The sequence below is a fragment of the Candidatus Methylomirabilota bacterium genome, from assembly GCA_028870115.1.
Taxonomy (GTDB): Bacteria; Methylomirabilota; Methylomirabilia; order Methylomirabilales; family Methylomirabilaceae; genus Methylomirabilis.
Genome location: JAGWQH010000004.1, coordinates 1 through 17,316, shown reverse-complemented (window position 1 = coordinate 17,316; position 17,316 = coordinate 1). Strand labels below are relative to the sequence as shown.

Sequence of the window (17,316 nt, the reverse complement as noted above, 5' to 3'; positions counted from 1 at the left end):
GGGTGCTCATCGCCCTACCACTTCCGAACACAACTCAATATTGTCGCCTATCTCGGGCTGAAGAGTATAGCCAAGCCCGGTAAGCAGCCGACAGTACTCGGTATGCAACTGCGGGCCGTGGGTAGACAGGAAGATGAGCGGCCGCTTCTCTGTCAGGAGTTGGATACCCCCTCGGAGGACCGCATGCTCGGCGCCCTCAACATCTATCTTGATAACCGTGGGAGCAGGGAAACCATCTCGAAATATCAGATGGTCTATCGTGAGCGCCCGGACCGACATCGTGCCCTTGGCATCCACACGAGTTTCCGAGCTGTTCAAGCCTGCCACGATCCGCACTTCTCCCTCGTTTTCACAGACGGCGCCCTCCATGACCACCGTGTTCCTCACGTGATTCAGGGCCAGATGCTTGCGAAGATAGGCCAAGTTACGGGGAAGTGGCTCGAACGCCACCACGCGGCCAGTGGATCCCACAAGAACTGAAGCGAGCAGTGTGTAGAAGCCAGTGTGGGCCCCAATATCGTAGACGATGTCGCCAGAGCGCACGGACTGCTCGAACAATCGCTGTTTTGCGTACTCATAGCTCCCCAGCCAGCATCCATGAGTTGATGAGCCTACAACCCACCTCTTACCGCGGAGAGATCCCTGGATAATCCGCACAACCATGTCCCGGGGTATCAGTCCGAGCGGCCAGCGGGTCCCACAAGAACTTAGGCGACCCCACGCACATCTTCACCACGCTGCTCGCAGACCGTGGCCATCGGACTCAACGTTATCACTCCGTTGGGTCATGGCATATACTTCCTGTAAAAAGCAAGATGGTGTAACCTCCCAGTCATCACACAACCCGTAGGGGTATCGGCTGATACCCCGGACAAGGAGGCTACACCATGGCGAAGAGAGTACCACCGAGTCAGAAGCTGGAGCAAGCCCTTCCGCAGGCATTGGTGACCAGTGCGGATCCGCTTGGGGAGGCGGCCCGCCGCGGCGCGCAGTTGCTGCTGCAGAAGGCCCTGGAGGATGAGGTGGAGCGGTTTCTGGGACGAGGCTGGTATACGCGATCGACGGATGGCGCCCTCCGGGGACATCGTAACGGGTACGAGCCAAAGCGGGTGCATCTGGCCGAGGGGACGATCGAGTTGCAAGTGCCACAGGTGCGTGAGACCCTGGAGCCCTTCGAGTCGCTCTGGCTCCAGGCGATCGGGACTCGCTCCTCGCGGCTGCTGCAGATGATCCCGATGTGCTACGTCAAGGGGATGAGTCAGCGAGATATCGAGGCGGCGCTCATTGACGCCCTGGGGGTGGAGGGGACCGGCCGGAGCGTGATCACCGAGGTCTGCCGGAGTCTCCGGGGAGACTTTGCCCGCTGGCAGGAGCGCGACCTGAGCGAGCACCGCCTGCTGTACCTGTTCCTCGACGGGATCTACTTGCGGCTCCGCCCTGAAGACAAGGGGACCGTCGCGGTGCTGTCTGCCTACGGGATCCTCTGGAACGGGCAGAAGATCCTGCTGCACCTGGCCATCGGCGACAAAGAGAGTACGGCCTGCTGGGAGGCATTTCTCGAGGATCTCAAGGCGAGAGGCCTGAACGATCCCGTGCTGGCGGTCGTGGACGGCAACGCCGGCGTGCGCAAGGCCCTGCGGCACAAATTCCCGCAGACCCTGGTGCAGCGGTGTCAGGTGCACCGACTGCGCAACGTCCTGGCCAAGCTGCCGGAGGTCGCGCGGCCGTTGATCAAGACACTGCTCCTCAAGGTCTTCACCGCGACGTCGTTCGCCAAGGGGCTGGCGCTGGGCCAGGCGCTGATCGCCCAGCACCAGGACGCCTTCCCGGAGGCGATGCGATGCTTGGCGCGGGATCTGGAGGAGTGCCTGACCGTGCTGAAGTTCCCCTTCGCCCATCGGACCAGGATCCGCACCACCAACCTGCTGGAGCGGCTCTTCGGCGAGGGGAAGCGGCGCACCAAGATCATCCCGCGGTTCACCTCGGAGTCGAGCGGTCTGACGCTGCTCTTTGCAGTTCTGGTCGATGCCTCCGAGGGCTGGCACGGGGTGCGCATGCCGGCGCATCTCACCGCGAGGCTGCAGCAGCTCGCTGAGCACCCTGACAGCGAGTGGGAGGATCCGGACCTGATGAAGCTGGCGGCCTGAGATCATAAGCGTTGGAGGTTTCCCATCGGAACTTTTACAGGAAAAAAAAGACTTGACCACTCCGTTGGGACGTACACTTTCCCGTCTCCCCTGCCGACACCACACCTCCTGCACAGCCGCTAGCGGCTCGCTGTCGTAGAGCAGCACCGCCGTGACATCCCCGCGGTATGCCTTGATGCCCAGTCTTCCAGCCTACTCGGCTTCTCACTTCATAGATCTTGGCGTCAATCCAGAACCGATACCAACAGCGCATCCTTTTTTGCTTGTATAGCGTTCGCTACGATCTCAGCATGCCGCATCATTCCCACGTATTCGGATACATCTATGTTGCCCCCATATTTTACATGGATACACGGTTCACCACCCACAAGCCTCTTGTAGGCGTTGACTGCGAGACTAAACGCAAGAGAAAACTTGGCAGGTGTAACCACGGAGATGTTTTCGTCAATACCCCTGATGAAATACTGATAATTCCTCTCCCCCCTATTCGCGGTTACTTCAGTTTTATACCCTATATAGGTCTGCTTAATCTGTGAATCCGCTATATGCGGAAATACCCTCTCAGCCGTCAAAACCAATTCTCGTTCCACCCTTTTGACCGCCTCCGGGTCATTCGGATCGGCGAAATAGCCGCCTCCGATAAGGGAATAGTTCAACCCGTTAACGGCATGCAAGAGATGGTTCACGGATTTGTCCACAAATGGGGTCAATCTGACGAAGTGTGATCGGCAAACTGGAGGATGCACCACAAGTAATGGCGACGCGACCACTTTCAATTTGAGGCTCTTTCCCACAAACTGCTCCAGCCATTTGCCAGCCGCCAGGATGACTTTTCTTGCACGAAATTCTCCCTTATCCGTTACTACCTTTGTATAATTACCCTTAGTGGATTCAAAGTTGACAACAGTCTGTTGTACAAACAGCGATCCTCCCGTTGCAAAGAAGCTCCGCAGCAAATCACTGATAATCGCGGTCGCGTTCATTGGTCTGTCAAATCCACTGATGCGGAAATGAGTATCCACATCCAGAAGTATATTTGTGTTCGTTGGCTTGGAGATCACTTCCCTGGAATAATCGAGCCAGCCCGCCTGAGGCACCCACTGGGAGGCTTGCCCTGAACGCCAGTCGTACTTATGGAATCGCTGATGCCGGCTAATGAACTGCTTGATTGCAAATTCCCAGGTGGCGAGAAAGAAAAGCTTTTTCAAATAGTCCTTAGCTCCATCGAATTTTCGCAAATTGAAATCAGGATCGTTTCGTGCGCTGACGATGTATTCAATCGGCTCATCGCATATCCACATAGCAGGCCCTTGCGGAAACTCCAATTTCCCGTCAGCGCTTACCCTGATGTTCATGGTTGGGAACTGCGAATAGTAGGCGAGCAGATCATCGATCCCGCCCAAAAGCGTGCGCATGAACTGATTGTTGGTGAAGATGGAATAGAGACTGCCGAAGTGAAACCAGCTATGGTGGGCACCGCTGGCTTCCTGACATATCTTGGGGTTCTTCTCCAGCAGTGCCACCCTTAGTTTGGAGCGGGAGAACAACTCGGCAATAGCTAGCCCCGCGATGCCCGCGCCGACCACAACAAAATCCCAGATGCGATCCTCAGCCTTCATGATTGAACCTATCAAGCCAAGTGCTTCACCAACATTTCCCCTACAAAGCCGGCTTCATCTTCTGTCATCCCGGAAGTCAATGGAGGACAGATATGATTCGGACACCACCGCTCCGCAGTCGGGTACGATTGTCCTGCGCAGATGCCTTCAAACACCGGCTGCCGATGGCATGGGAGTTCATAGACTCCTCCGCCCAAGGTCACCCCTTCTGCTGCCAGAGCCTTCTTCACTGACTCCAATGTCTGACCATCAGGCAGCAGAACGATCAGCTTGTAATTACTGGCCATATCCATATGGCTGGTCGAGCAGTACTCAATGCCGGCCTTATCAAGTTGTCGGGTAATCGCGCGCGTCGCCGCCGCTCGGCGTCTCAACATCTCCGGCAGCTTCCTCAGTTGGATCAGCCCTAACAACGCATGCAGCTCCGTCATTCGGCTGCTGTTGCCAAAGTCATGATGAAGCCCGCCATAGCTGACCCCTCGTTTGCCCTGATTCCGGTGGGACCGAGCCAGATAGTCCTCTTCGTCGCTTTCAGTGGTGATCATTCCCCCCTCGCAGGTGGTCATCACCTTCGTCGGGAAGAAGGAGAAGGCCGCTCCGTCTGCAAGTCGGCCGGATTTCACCCCACCGAGCTGGCTTCCGTGGGCATGAGCCGCATCCTCGATCACAAACACGCGACGGTCCCGGCAATACTCTACCACAGCCGGAACTTCCGGCGAGATGATGCCTCCGATATGCACCCACGCAACACCGGCAATATCCGGGTGGCGCTCCAGTTCGGCCTTGACCATGGCCAGCGAAGGGGCAAAGGTATTCCGGTCCATATCCAGATATTCAACAATCCCACCGGCGCGGATGATCGCCGCGACAGTGGCGAAATTAGTATTAGTCGGCACCAGCACCCTCTTGCCGACCACACCCTTAAGACGCAGGAGAATTTCAAGCGCGGTTGATCCACTGTTGACCGCTATCGCGTGTTTCGACTCGATATACTCAGCAAATGCCTTCTCGAATTGCGCCGTGTAGTCTCCGAGAATCAATGTTCCGGATTGTAGAATCTTCGCAGCTCCCTCCTGAAATTCAGTAATCTCCTCGGTATTCAGATCAAAAAAGAACGGTTTAACGCGCATCTCGCCCCCTCTCAGATGTCCTGGTAATCCCTACCCTTCGCCTGCCAATCCGAACGCATCTCATAAATTCGAGCATCAATATAAAAGCGGTACCAAAATGCCTGAAGCACGTGAAAGATTAGGCCCGGAATACCATCCAGGAATCCGAGGCGTAGGAAGTATCGGTAGGAGAAATAGAGAAGGCCCCTCAGAAATAAAGGGCAGCGGGCATACACACGAGTCTTAAGCCACCGGGTCCGTTCAACTTTACTGCCAAACAGATCCTCCTTGAGGTCCCTGTCCGGAACTCTGGTCTCAAGGAGCGTATCCCTGATCTCTCCATCCGAAAGATCATCGTGTTTCTTTAGCCAGTACTTCAAGGTGTTCTGGCGGTTATCTTCGAGAAAATCGTTCTTGGCAAATATGACCCGTCCGGACGTCAGCACCAGGTGTTCTTCGGTTTTCTCCTCATAGCGGGCATAGCCATTCCGGAAGACCCGCAGGATGTGATGGGGATAGATTCCGCCGTGCTTCAGCCACCGGTTCATGAAGTACATACGGCGATTCAGGTAAATGCCGGTGACGTCAGGTCCGCAAGTCGAGATAAGGTGGGTCAACTCATGCTTCAGTTTCGTGGGAAGGAGTTCGTCGCAGTCAAGCCGCAAAATCCATAGCCGATCAAGCGGCACATTGTCCAGCGCCCAGTTAAATTGGATGGCGTGATTGACGAATGCATGTTGAACAATCCGACACCCGTACTCCTCACTGATCTTCAGCGTTTTATCGGTACTAGACGAATCGACGATGACGATGTCATCGGTGAAATCCCTAACCGACTCGAGACACCGACGGATGTTTTTCTCCTCATTAAAGGTCAAGATAACAACAGAAACCTGGTTCACCGGCTTTCCATGCGGCTAGGACTTAACTGCAAAGACGATCAAGTGGGCACCAAGGGTTGGAAAGACGTCGCCCAAAAACTCAAACAACCTTCCCGTCCAATGCATTCGCCTCGAATACAACACGTGGCTTGAGAGCACCTTGGTTACCGAAAACTCATGCTTCTCCATGAGGCCCACAAGCGTCTGCCGCGTGTGAAAGTGGTAGTGGTAGGGGGCGTACACAAAGAGAGGCGTCTTCCCAATCAGAACCCGTAAGCGGTTCAGGGAATACGACAGATTGGGAGTAGTTACCACCAGCGTTCCACCCTTCCTGAGGACACGACGGCACTCGTCAAGGAAGGCCCCTTCGTCCAACATATGCTCAATGACTTCTCCCGCTGTCACGAGATCGAACTCCTCAGCTTCGACTGGGAAGCCCTCATTGAGATCACATTCGATCGTCTTAATTACGGCTTGGTCGTGGGCATTCAGATCTAGGCCAGTACAGTCCCACCCTATTTTTGAGAGAGAATCAGCAAACCCTCCTTTTGAGTAACCGACCTCCAAGTGCTTTCCAGATGGCAGATGTCTGAGATTGCGCACGACCTTCTCGATACGGGGAAAATCGGGGACCTCAATACCAGCGTGATGAGCGATCTGAACCGCCCTTATCTGCTTAACTCCCGACTGACCATGCATCCGTCGTTGTACCTCTTTTCCCCTTACTTCCCACCCTTCACTCCTCACGGCTTTCAGCCACGATTCCCATGCATGTCCCTAAGAGCGAATTTCGCAGACAAGGAAACTTGGCCCAGAAATACTGGATACTGACCTCAAATCCGACCTTTTCAAAGGCGCCAAGATGCTTCGGCCCGAGGAGGTACTGATTAGGGGAGTGATTTCCCAGAAGGTACCGATACAGATGAACTGGATGATGAGGGTTCGGCTCAATCCCGATATAGCAACCGTCATCCCCCAGCACGCGCCGGATTTCACTGATTATTTCTTCAAGGTTCGGAAGCTGATGTAGGACCAAGCTACCGAAAACGACTTCGAAGGAACCAGTCTGAAAGGGCAAACAGAATACATCCCCGGCAATGAACTTCAAGTTCGAACTCCGACTCGCTCTGGCCGCTGGCAACATCCGTTCCCGGAACAATTCACATGCCACTATCTCCTTTGGCGCAAACTTATCTGCAATAAGCCGGGTATACGTGCATTCACCCGCCCCGATGTCCAGAACCCGCTTTCCCCTAAAAACTGCCTCGGGATTAAGCCAGCATCGCAGATACGGCTCCAGATGGAGGTAGAGCTTGGCCTCCTCTGGCCATCGTCGGCTGTAATAGTCCCTCTCGAGTTCGCGGGAGAATACTTGCCGGTCCACGGATTTATCCTCGACCATTGGCTGCCACTCGTTCAATAATCCCCACTAAGCGCCGAACATGATCTTTCCAGTCGAAGTGGACCTCAGCCCGTTTTCTTCCAAGCCGTCCTAACCGTTGTCGAAGGCCTGAGTCATTCCGCAGAGACATAATCTTTTCGGCAAGGTCATTGGGATCCAATGGACTGAAATAGACGGCTGCATCCCCGCAAATTTCTCGGCAGATCGGAATATCTGATGCGATGATCGGCAGCCCACTGGCCATCGCCTCCACCAGAGGATGCCCGAACGATTCCGCCAGTGAAGGGAACACAAACAGGTCGCTTTGCATGTACAAGTTCGGTACATCTTCGTACGGGATAGAACCCGTAAACTTCACGAATGGAGCAATGTGAGGATGAGACACTAGCGCCCTGTCCTGCTCTCGCGTCACAATTTCCACCTCGGGAAACTGACTCGGATCCGCAGTCGTCATAAGGCGAAAATCAGCCATCCCTTGCGTCCTCATGATGGAGACTGCCTTGAGAAGTGTCGTAAGGTTCTTGTAGTCGCTATACTCAGAGACATACAAGAGTTGACATGGCCTCTCGGAGTCTCTCTGAACCTTCTCTGATGCGCCTAATTGATTCCAAGAAAACCGCTCAAGCGGCACACCAAAACTGTTCACCACTGCCTTGCTATCAGGGACCGGGATGAGCTGCTTGAGGTCTGCCATCATACTCCGTGATGCTGCAATCACAATGTCGGAGGCCCGCACAGAAAGTGAGATCAGCCATCGACGAATCCAGAACTCAAGTCTAAATTGCCGGCTCTTATTCGGTAGAACTGTTCTCAGGAACAATGGTGAGAAAAAGAGGGGATTTCGAACCATCAGGATCTGTTTGCACGGAGGGAACCACATGCCAAAGTCAGATGATGAGAGCAGAACGTCAACGTGTTCCTTCCTGAGGATTTGCCTCAGCGTGACTTGATCCCACAGCTGTCGCCTCCAAGAAGAGCGATAGCCAACGTCTGACGCGACTACTCTGATCCTATCCCCAAGACCCTCCAGGGATGCAACGCGTTTAGGCGGAATACAAAAAAGATACTGGTTCCCGTAATCCGACTTCGCAAGCTCTTTGCCGAGGTTTTCAATATAAGTAGCCGCCCCACCGGATTTTGCTGAGACAGCATTTATAGCCACACTCAGCATTTGGGCGTGAGGCTATCCAGTAAGGCAAACCATCTGCCTCGCATATGTTGGAAGAGATATCCAGCCTTCACTTTTTCATAACCCCTCAGACCCATCTCTCGCCTAAGCTCCGGACTATGTGAGAACTGAACGAGATACTTTGTAAGCTGGTCCACATCTCCATGGTCTACAAGATAGCCGTCGATCCCGTGGGTGATGACCTCTGGCGTGCCTCCATGGTTACCACCGATGCAGGGTTTTCCGAAGCGCATCGCCTCTAAGAACACAATCCCAAATCCCTCCTTTTTGCTCGGCATCGCAAAAACATCACACGTCTGGTAAAGTTTCTCTAATTTTTCATCTGAAACCGCGCCTAAAAACTCTACATAATCGTTCAGTTCTAAACGTAAGGTCAATTCTTTGAGTCGAGGCAGATCATCGCCATCACCCGCTACGGTTAAGTGGACCTTAGCACCTTCGCGTCGCGCCCTATCAATTGCCTTAATGAGCGTATCGATCCCTTTGAGCCGGTCACCCACGGAAAGTCTCCCAACCGTAAGAATGGCGAGGCCATCACCAAGTCCTTGTCTGCCACTAGGCAGCCCAATCTTCTCCTCCGCTAGCGTTGGTGGAATAACATGGGATCGATTAGGATCTAGTAAATTGTATTTACAAAATTCTAGGGCGGTATGCTTCGTTATTGCCACGATGCATGTGGCAGCTTGTGCTCCCCATAGGTCAAGCCACGCCGCTTTCCCCCAGGCTTCAATCCCATATAACACAAGGAAATATGATTGAATAAGACCAAGTTGGCGCATGAGCCACGCAACAGGAACCTGTCCAATATGACCCACAATCACTAAGCTGTTACGATACTTCAGTCCATGGTTCAGTGCCCTGAGGCCAAACAGAAACTTATTACCCTTGCAACCAACAAAAGGGCCACGCGGAAGGTGATGCGCATGTAACGTCCTGTCTTCATCGTCATCCATCAAAGAAAGACAATGGACTGGAAATCCTCTGAGCTCACCATGCTCCGCTAGGATCTCCCGTAAGCGACGCATGTACGTCTGAATGCCACCAGGCACATATAACTGTGGAGCTAGAAGCAAGATAGAAGGAGAGTGCGACAAAGCCGTATCCTCTTGCAGGTAATAGCATGTAATGTTTTTAACCATCCCTTCTATATCTTTCCTAATCCCTCAGCGGCTCATAATCTTTCGGGATTGGCGAACCTCGTTTCAGGCAAACGCTTTCGGTCGAGATGCGCGGCGTGAGACTTCCTGGCCTGAGAATGTGCATCTGTTCAATTGCGAACTTGGCCCTATCGGTGTAACGGTACGGAGATCGCAGGCACCGTTGGTATCCACCATCAGCAATGTGAGCGCGCTCACTTTCGTGAGTTAGGTAATAGCGGATCTTGTCCAATAATTCTTCGGAGGAGCTAAAGTACACCGCCTCCTTATCTTCTTCAAAATATTCTTGATGCTCATGCGTTCGTTCCGCGAGCATAAACCCGTTGCACGCCGGGATTTCAAAGGACCGCGAAGTTTGAAGGTCCCGATTCGCATGATTGAGGAGCCCTAGGCAAATCTTATTCGATTGGATGGCCTTACCCATTTCGGCGCACCAGAGTTCCTGACCCCTGATGCATTTCTTTAACTGCTGCCATTCGTTCAGCCTGTGGCAGTATAACGGGCGATGCATTTTCCACCAACCACTCCCCCATATATTAAACTTGAATTCATCGGGATATGAGGCTACACGCGCTAGGAAGTCCGCTCGTTCCACCCTGAACGTCCCGATAAACGCCACATCACCACAATAGAGCAACCAGTCCTGGTGTGATGGCTTCGCAGGGAAGTGTATTTGGGGATCGTATGCATTAGGAATATATAACGCTAAGGGAGCTCCACTCTCGTAAAATTCTGAAACATTGTAAGATTTCGTCGTGAGAATGCAATCAATCAGCTTCAATGACTCACGAAACGTAAAAGTTTGATTATCTGGATTAAACATATCGTCATTAAAGTAGACTAAGTTAGGACCTAGCTTAGCTGTTTTCTCCAAGGTATCAGGCAATACAAAACGTGCCTGAATGTAGAAGGTGAAGTCAGGCTTAAACTCACTGGCACTTCTTATAATAGCTTCATTTAGTCTGCTTACTAGCCGCCCAGGAGGTCTCCGAATAATCTTACCCAGAATCCTCGCGCTAAGATTCCGGGGCCACGGCACTAGGTCTTCTGAGTCCACGGTTCTAACATCATGGCCAAGCTCAACGAAAGCGTCTCGCCAGCAGGTACCATTCGACCCAGGATAGTCAGGGCCGATGTACAGGATTTTGAGCTGCGACAGTTCCATTCACGATTACCAATCTCTCGATCGCCCCTCGGGAAAATGACCCGATGTGGTAACATTCCGCATTGCCGACCAATTGAACCCGCTTCGTACCGCTAGCTATTGTCCTTGCCAACATCACCGCCTATGAGCTGCGAGTAGATTCCCAGCGCTTGTTCACCGTAGGTTTCCCACCCACCGAGCAGTTTTACCCGCTGCAAGGCTGCCTGGCCCATCTCCTGTCGTCTCGTAGGGTTATCCAGCATCCACTGGATTTTGTCGCGAATCGCCTTCGGATCCCGAATTGGTACAATAAAACCTTCAACTCCGTCCGTAAAGAGATCTTCGGCCCCGGTGTTGGTTGTAGCGATCACTGGAAGGCCACAGGCCATGGCCTGGGCCAATACTAGACTCAAGCCTTCCTGAATCGAGGGTTGAACCAGTACACTTGCCTGGCTATAAAACCAGGAAAGCTTATTGCGCGGGTGAGGGCCCTTGTCGGTGAAGATGTCCGCGTTTCGGTGCAGGATCTCTCGTGCATCTGAACTTGGACAGCCCACAAACCATACTTCTATCGCTTTTCTCAGGACTAAAGGGCGTACCGCCTCGAAAAGATAGCTAATACCCTTTTGTATAGAATAACCACCCACAAACAGGACACGAAATATCTCATCCTCTTTGGGGAGAGGACAAAAAAGAGATAAGTCAACCCCATAAGGAATCCTGCGCAGTTTCTCTGGAGGCACTCCTTTCTCGACAAAGGTGCGATAACTGAAAGTAGATGGTACTGTAATTAGATCCGCTTCGCCATACTCCAGCAATTCTTTATCCGCTACTCGACGGTCAATAGAAGAATAGTGTATTCGATGATGGGCAAATTCTTCGGCAAGGATCTCGTCCTGATAGAGAATGTGAGAAGACCCACGGTCGCACACGATGCGGGCTCCGAGCTTTCTTGCGCGTCGCGCAGCATGAAGACCGAAGCTTGAAAGATGAACAAACACATCACAGGGCTCCACTCGTCTCGCAACCCACCAATCAAAGCTGTCAATAGCTAGCCAGTTCAAGTGCTTGGCCAGTCTGTGCCACCTCACTTGCCGAGCCACCATCGCAGAAGAGAGGACCCAGGGAAATGTGCGGGTAAAAGGCCGGATCGGTTGATCAACTTTGAAGGACGGATATGCCGTGTACAGCCGAGCCAGACACCCACGCTGCCGCATCTGCTCTGCCAGATCGAAAGCGTGAAAACGGCCAAGGCTAGAAATCGCAACATGGATCATGTATTCAGCCCCGCTCAAGATTTCCGGCTCAAACCGTAGAGAATGAGCGGCCATACGACCAAGTGGCGGGTCGCGGACGTAAAGATCTGGACTACTCCGAAGAAATCGAGATTGAGAAAAAAGAACACGATGTATAGGGAGGCACCCATTTCATAATTCGATCTTTTGACTAACCAGTAATAGAGGATTCTGAAGAAATATCCATGAAGGACTGCGAAGAGCAAGACGCCGATAAGCCCAAAATTTAGGTAGTATTCCGAGATGGCATCGAAGGTTGCCGAGGTAACTCCGTAATCTATGTCGTCCTCATTAGGCAGCATACCGACAGCGATCGTATAGCGGTTTAACTCCAAACTGAGGTTCGGTTTTTCAGGCCATAGGACCCGTGGCACAAGTTGTTCTAGCGTCAACACGAAGGATCGGCCCATTTCAAAAGGGTACGGATCTGGGTAATACTGTGAGAACACAGAAAGCGCACCGGCGCCACTCCCTGCAAAACGACCAACTAAACCGTCTAATCCTAATTCAAACGCAGCCCGAAATTCTGTTCCTGCAAATTGTTGAGAGGTGGCGGAAATCCGAGCAGATATTGATTCCACTTCCCCTTCAAGCTTATACAGGGTCAGCCACGGCCCGACCACAAACATAAAGAGAGGAATCGCTGCAGCTAATACCTTCCAGGGGAGCCGGCCCCTCGCAATCACATAGCCCAAGACGATTAGCAGGATCGGGTATAGAAAATTCGCTCGCATGCCGGTTTGCAAACCAAGAAGGAGTTGAGCGAGAAAGATGAGGACCAAAAACATTAACCACTTCGCCCGTCCAGAGGTCTGTGGAGAGAAAATACGATAACTGACGATGACTAAGATAACCCAGACGATCCACCCGAGGAGTAGAACCGTGTCCCGGATGACGACGGACATGAGGGGACGTAGGACAACAAATACAAGAAGTGCAATAGGAGTGTACAGTACCAAATTTCGACTATATTTTGCATGATCAATTGGCCACTTTAATGCCGGCAACCATCGAGCCACCGCTGGCATCGGGCCTCCCGCCCCTAGATACAGTCCGACCCCGCCTAAGAGAATCAGGTGGCAGGCAGTTGGGAGATGAGCTTTCTCCCCATACCGCAGAAAAGTCGAGCCAATTCCCGGAACGGCTTCCCATGGAAGAAGGTCCCAATAGTAGACCGCGAGTGCTCCCCACCCATATTTGAAGAAGTAAAACGCCATCAGCAGAGAGAGTGGGGCAAGCCAGGGATTCTCACCGCGACGTTGTGATACCCTGAAACCGTAGAAAGCCAGCAAGAAAAGGATGCTGGCCGTCACCCAGATAACAACCGTCGGAGGGAAGTTCGCGAAGGTCCCGAACGGCAAGGCTAAGAGGACCAGCGCAGCAGTTATTACAGTCCACCGGGCAAGCTGAGAGTGGAAGCGAGGCAGTGCCTTAGAAAGAACCCGTTGTCCTGCAGTGGCGCCATAGGGAACAGAGGAATAATTGGTCTCAACCCTCCGATTCATCCAGTTCCCTCTTTTCTGAACACGCCAATGATATTCCCCCGCAGACCATGGAGCAGCGGGACCTTGTTAACCAGATATTGGTGGATAACCCCGATCAAATAAAACGGCAAAAAGAACTCCAAATAATGAGGGCCGCCTTCGGCGAAGATCATCCTTTCGACTGCAAAACCAGTGCGTCGTGCCAGCAACCCTAATCTGTGACATGTATTCGCGCGATACAATGTCGGAAAGACCTCGTGTCTGTCGCCGTTAGTGGAAGAACGCTCGACTGCCTGATAGCCCACTTTTCGTAGCAGCAAAGCCGCTACTGGCACATAATGGTAGAGATTGGGCGTCCGGAAGACGAACCTCCCACCCGACTTAAGTACACGGGCAATCTCTGCGAACGCACGCTCAGGCTGTTCCAGGTGTTCCAGGACGAAGTCGCTTAACGCGACATCGAATTTTGCCGAAGCAAAAGGGAGCTCGTACACGTTAGCCCGAACCGCCAGATCGAGAGAGGTATTGAGATCCTGCCGGACGTCGAATCCGATCAGCCGCGAAATCTTGGAGCCGAACCGCACCTTCTTTGCGTAGCAATCCTGCCGACCACAGCCTACATCCAGCACAAAAGCTTGGACACCCACGCGGTCGATGGCCCGATCGAGCGCGCCCAGGAACGCAACCGTCCCGTTCAGGTACGATGGGTCCCACGGCCCGATCTGCCGTGATTCAAGAACACCTTTGACGCGCTTCACGAACGGATCGATCATGCTCTATGATTTTGTACTCCTTTCTTGCGAGCCTTAAAATCTGCTTCTGATCCTCCTCCAGCCAGGGGTGCGGACCCCACCTCTCCATCACCTCGACTGAAAGAATCTGGCTCATCACGCTCCTTGATCGCATCTGCCGTCAATCGCTTCGTTAGGAGAACTGTCAAGCGGTTGTCACCTTCTGCATAGACTGTTGATGCAGTCCTAACTAACCATGTACGTATCAGCTCCTTCTCGGGTCGCCCCATAAGGCAGATCCATGCAATCACTGCCGCCAACAGACTGTACAGCATGCCAGTCGCCGCGAATTCGTGCCATGAATGTCCCGCAACGCGGCTCAATGTCCATGAAACAAGAAATACGCAACACGCAAATGGGGCACATCGAGCTATGAGCTCAACTAGAAGTCTGATTGCGGACTCTTTGATTATGCGGCAGGTATTCCGCATCAGGCTAAACGAACTAAACAACAAGTCGGCGAAGAGCACAGCCAGGGCCACGCCTCGCTCTCGCCAAAACTGAATTAGAATCATGGCTAGCACGATCGTTGTCAGCGCCGTCAGGAATGTCCGAATAGCCGCATTTCTATGAAGATTGGCTGCGACTTGTATCATTCCACTCGTATACCAAAGGCTATTGGATACGGCACTGATTAAAAAGATGCCAAGCAATACTCGATCCGCCTCGACCCGATTCCCCGTCCATAATGTGAAGATATGGTCAGCGAAAAAGTAAAGAAAGCTAGCGACAGCCAAAGCGGCCCCCAGCGAATACTTACAAGCGGCCGCATTAAGTACGCGCAAGCGATCGAATTGGCCAGCAGCAAATAAGGAGGTCATCTCAGGCCATAGCGCTGAGTTGCTGGCGCTGAAAACTTGTCGAACGAGGTTCGCCAAGGTGCGGGTGGTCGAAAACGCTACCAGTGAAGTAGATCCCAACGTGGCGGCTAAAACGAGAGATACGCCTTGAGAAGTAAGGCTGTTGCTAAGAGGAAACAAAAAGAAGAAAATACTCGGCATAAAAAAGCTGGCGCTCAATCGCCAGGATGACCTGGAAACGCCAATGTGGATACCAGAGTGACGCCGACGCAGATCGTACTTGATTATTGATAACGCTAAGAAAGGCTGGAATGCCAGCAGGGCTGCGACGACCGGTGGGCTGCCTCCGGTCAGCAAAGCGCTACACGTTATGCCCACACTGAACAGGCGCAGGACATTACCGATACTTTGTCCCCTGTCGTATTCGCCGACACACCGGTAGATACCGGATAGAAGGCCAATAGGTATGGCGGCCAGTATCTGCACGCCGGAGAGCACCAGTACCGCGCCAGACATGGTTTGCCCGATCATCTGCAGCCCAAGCAATTCTACCCAGGGTACCCACCATACCAAGCTTACAATAAATACAAAGGTAATTCCGACAATTACCATATATAATGACAAGGCGCTATGCAGTACTTGATGAAACTGATCGTGCTCTTCTCGGGTTCTATGAATGTTCATTAAGTTGACCGCATAATTTTGCATGCCGATATCCAATAACGCCATATACGCTGCCGCAGCAGAGAGCGCAAGCCAGTCACCGTAAAGCGCGACTCCCCATGAAGTCAAGAATAGAGGGACCAGGATAAGGTTCTGTCCAGTCGTAATAACTTGACCAAGCAGATTTACACCCACACCTCTGGCCAACCGATTCGTTATTGTGTTCCGACCGATCATGCCGGATTGTCCGCCTTCTTTGGATACAACAATGACTTCACTCGTTGACGCAGCCATTCTCGCATTCGCTTTTTGCAAGCGAAAAGAGAGCCGAAGCCTGCCTGTACCAAAAACAGGCGGGTTCGCACGGTTTGACTGTCATCCATCAGCCTAATCTCACTGACCGCCTCTGCCAATTCATTTTCAGATAGTTCACCTATAGGCAAACTAGACGCAAAATTGATAGCCCATCCCCTCCTCGCTTTAATGAGCGTATGTCTGCCTCCATGAATTAGGCTTACTGTTCCATCGGATTCGAGGCGTTGATACAACAACCGGGTGTCACGGACGTGGGCCACAAACCGGCTCCGACGCTGAGGTGTTGACCAATCTCGATAGGCGGCCAGCACATCAGAGCAATAGGCTACATTCCCGACGGTCAATAAACGTAGAGAGAGATCCCAGTCTCCGACCATATCGAGTAGATATTTCGTTCCGCCCACCGCCTGATAGGCGGTCTTTCGAATGAGAGCCGCAATAAATACATTACATTGTTGCCATACATAACGCTGAAGCTCTTGCACACCACTACGCACAAAGGATGGATGAATGCTTCTCTCGCAGCCTATCACCCATCCGTTCGCATCGATTCGCTGGACAGCAGAATGGGCAAACGAAACATTGGGATGAGCATCGAGGATTTGCGCCATTTGGCGGCAGAAACCAGGATGGAGCCTATCATCAGAACTCAAAAAGTTTATATACTCCCCCGAAGACTCGGCAGCACAGAAGCCAAAGTTATCTTTCATATTCAGATGATTTTGGGGGGTAACTATACGCAGACGGGGATCGAAAAACTCCCTCAGAAGAGCGGGAGAGTCATTTGTCGAGTGATTCTCAGACACCACTACTTCAAGGGAATCGTACTGCTGCGACAGCGCGCTTCGCAGGCATTCTCTCAAGTATTCCGGCTTCTGGTTGTATGTAGGTACACAAATACTAATCTTCGGTTTCAACTTTCATACCCTCATAGCGAACTTTATCCGCTGCAAAAACTCACCCGGCCAGGCCGGGAATGCTCTGGCTGACCTAAACAGCAATCCAGCACAGAGAAGCGATCTGGAGGGTGGCGAAGAAGCCGATCAGGCCGTAGGCCTCCATGCCAAGGAACTTGATATACAAGGGCACGAAGACCAGTCCCATGAGCATGGACCAGCCTTTGCCTAGCGTGTTGGCAACGATATTGCGTTTTACCATTTCTTGGCCATATCAGCGGATCCGCTTCAGATAGCCGTCCGGGGCGACGGTGATGAGCAGTTTGTGCTCAATGCTCTTATCAATCTCGAATTATCGAACGTCAGAGCCTGTCCGGCAAACCTCCGTTCATGCTTCGACAGGCTCAGCACGAACGGGAAAAGG

Annotated in this window: 16 protein-coding genes and 1 pseudogene; 1 reads left to right on the top strand and 16 read right to left on the bottom strand. The window is 52.5% G+C overall.

Annotation, left to right across the window (positions count from 1 at the left end):
- Positions 1-6: 6 nt before the first annotated feature.
- The gene (locus KGL31_00290) at positions 7-663 is read right to left on the bottom strand and encodes an FkbM family methyltransferase (GenBank protein ID MDE2320352.1); all 657 of its coding nucleotides are present in this window, start codon (positions 661-663) and stop codon (positions 7-9) included.
- A 224-nt stretch (positions 664-887) separates the two neighbouring features.
- On the opposite strand from KGL31_00290, the gene KGL31_00285 reads away from it, so the two are divergent.
- The gene (locus tag KGL31_00285) at positions 888-2,147 is read left to right on the top strand and encodes an IS256 family transposase (GenBank protein ID MDE2320351.1); all 1,260 of its coding nucleotides are present in this window, start codon (positions 888-890) and stop codon (positions 2,145-2,147) included.
- Between the two features lie 224 nt (positions 2,148-2,371).
- Here the strand turns inward: KGL31_00285 and KGL31_00280 are convergent, their stop codons facing one another.
- From KGL31_00280 to KGL31_00210, 15 genes and pseudogenes are all read right to left on the bottom strand, one after another.
- Entirely contained in the window at positions 2,372-3,766 is a 1,395-nt protein-coding gene (locus KGL31_00280) for an FAD-binding oxidoreductase (GenBank protein ID MDE2320350.1), read from the bottom strand.
- A gap of 11 nt (positions 3,767-3,777) precedes the next feature.
- On the bottom strand, positions 3,778-4,896 hold the full coding sequence (locus tag KGL31_00275; protein ID MDE2320349.1) for a DegT/DnrJ/EryC1/StrS family aminotransferase: 1,119 nt from the start codon (positions 4,894-4,896) through the stop codon (positions 3,778-3,780).
- An 11-nt stretch (positions 4,897-4,907) separates the two neighbouring features.
- Positions 4,908-5,777, bottom strand: coding sequence for a glycosyltransferase family 2 protein (locus tag KGL31_00270; GenBank protein MDE2320348.1), 870 nt, complete (start codon positions 5,775-5,777; stop codon positions 4,908-4,910).
- 15 nt (positions 5,778-5,792) lie between these two features.
- Positions 5,793-6,455 (bottom strand): class I SAM-dependent methyltransferase, encoded by a 663-nt coding sequence (locus tag KGL31_00265; GenBank protein ID MDE2320347.1) that lies wholly within the window; start codon positions 6,453-6,455, stop codon positions 5,793-5,795.
- A 37-nt stretch (positions 6,456-6,492) separates the two neighbouring features.
- Positions 6,493-7,140 (bottom strand): class I SAM-dependent methyltransferase, encoded by a 648-nt coding sequence (locus KGL31_00260; GenBank protein ID MDE2320346.1) that lies wholly within the window; start codon positions 7,138-7,140, stop codon positions 6,493-6,495.
- Positions 7,141-7,144: 4 nt separating this feature from the next.
- Positions 7,145-8,329 carry a glycosyltransferase family 4 protein gene (locus KGL31_00255; protein ID MDE2320345.1) on the bottom strand — a complete coding sequence of 395 codons (1,185 nt, stop codon included), beginning with the start codon at positions 8,327-8,329 and terminating at the stop codon, positions 7,145-7,147.
- The gene (locus tag KGL31_00250) at positions 8,323-9,486 is read right to left on the bottom strand and encodes a glycosyltransferase family 4 protein (protein ID MDE2320344.1); all 1,164 of its coding nucleotides are present in this window, start codon (positions 9,484-9,486) and stop codon (positions 8,323-8,325) included. The genes KGL31_00255 and KGL31_00250 overlap by 7 nt, the downstream gene beginning before the upstream one ends.
- A 16-nt stretch (positions 9,487-9,502) precedes the next feature.
- Positions 9,503-10,669: a glycosyltransferase gene (locus KGL31_00245; protein ID MDE2320343.1), complete on the bottom strand. Its 1,167-nt coding sequence runs from the start codon at positions 10,667-10,669 to the stop codon at positions 9,503-9,505.
- Positions 10,670-10,761: 92 nt separating this feature from the next.
- Entirely contained in the window at positions 10,762-11,943 is a 1,182-nt protein-coding gene (locus KGL31_00240) for a glycosyltransferase family 4 protein (protein ID MDE2320342.1), read from the bottom strand.
- Complete coding sequence (gene wzy / locus KGL31_00235; GenBank protein ID MDE2320341.1) at positions 11,940-13,448, bottom strand: O-antigen polysaccharide polymerase Wzy; 1,509 nt, start codon at positions 13,446-13,448, stop codon at positions 11,940-11,942. Before wzy ends, KGL31_00240 begins: the two co-directional genes overlap by 4 nt.
- Complete coding sequence (locus KGL31_00230; GenBank protein MDE2320340.1) at positions 13,445-14,200, bottom strand: methyltransferase domain-containing protein; 756 nt, start codon at positions 14,198-14,200, stop codon at positions 13,445-13,447. Before KGL31_00230 ends, wzy begins: the two co-directional genes overlap by 4 nt.
- Positions 14,197-15,975, bottom strand: a complete 1,779-nt coding sequence (locus KGL31_00225; GenBank protein ID MDE2320339.1) for a lipopolysaccharide biosynthesis protein — start codon at positions 15,973-15,975, stop codon at positions 14,197-14,199. Before KGL31_00225 ends, KGL31_00230 begins: the two co-directional genes overlap by 4 nt.
- A complete protein-coding gene (locus KGL31_00220; GenBank protein MDE2320338.1) occupies positions 15,915-16,913 on the bottom strand; it encodes a glycosyltransferase in 999 nt (332 codons plus the stop codon). Before KGL31_00220 ends, KGL31_00225 begins: the two co-directional genes overlap by 61 nt.
- 73 nt (positions 16,914-16,986) lie before the next feature.
- The gene (locus tag KGL31_00215; protein MDE2320337.1) at positions 16,987-17,154 is read right to left on the bottom strand and encodes a hypothetical protein; all 168 of its coding nucleotides are present in this window, start codon (positions 17,152-17,154) and stop codon (positions 16,987-16,989) included.
- Positions 17,155-17,166: 12 nt separating this feature from the next.
- Positions 17,167-17,244: pseudogene (locus tag KGL31_00210) on the bottom strand (hypothetical protein).
- Positions 17,245-17,316 lie beyond the last annotated feature (72 nt).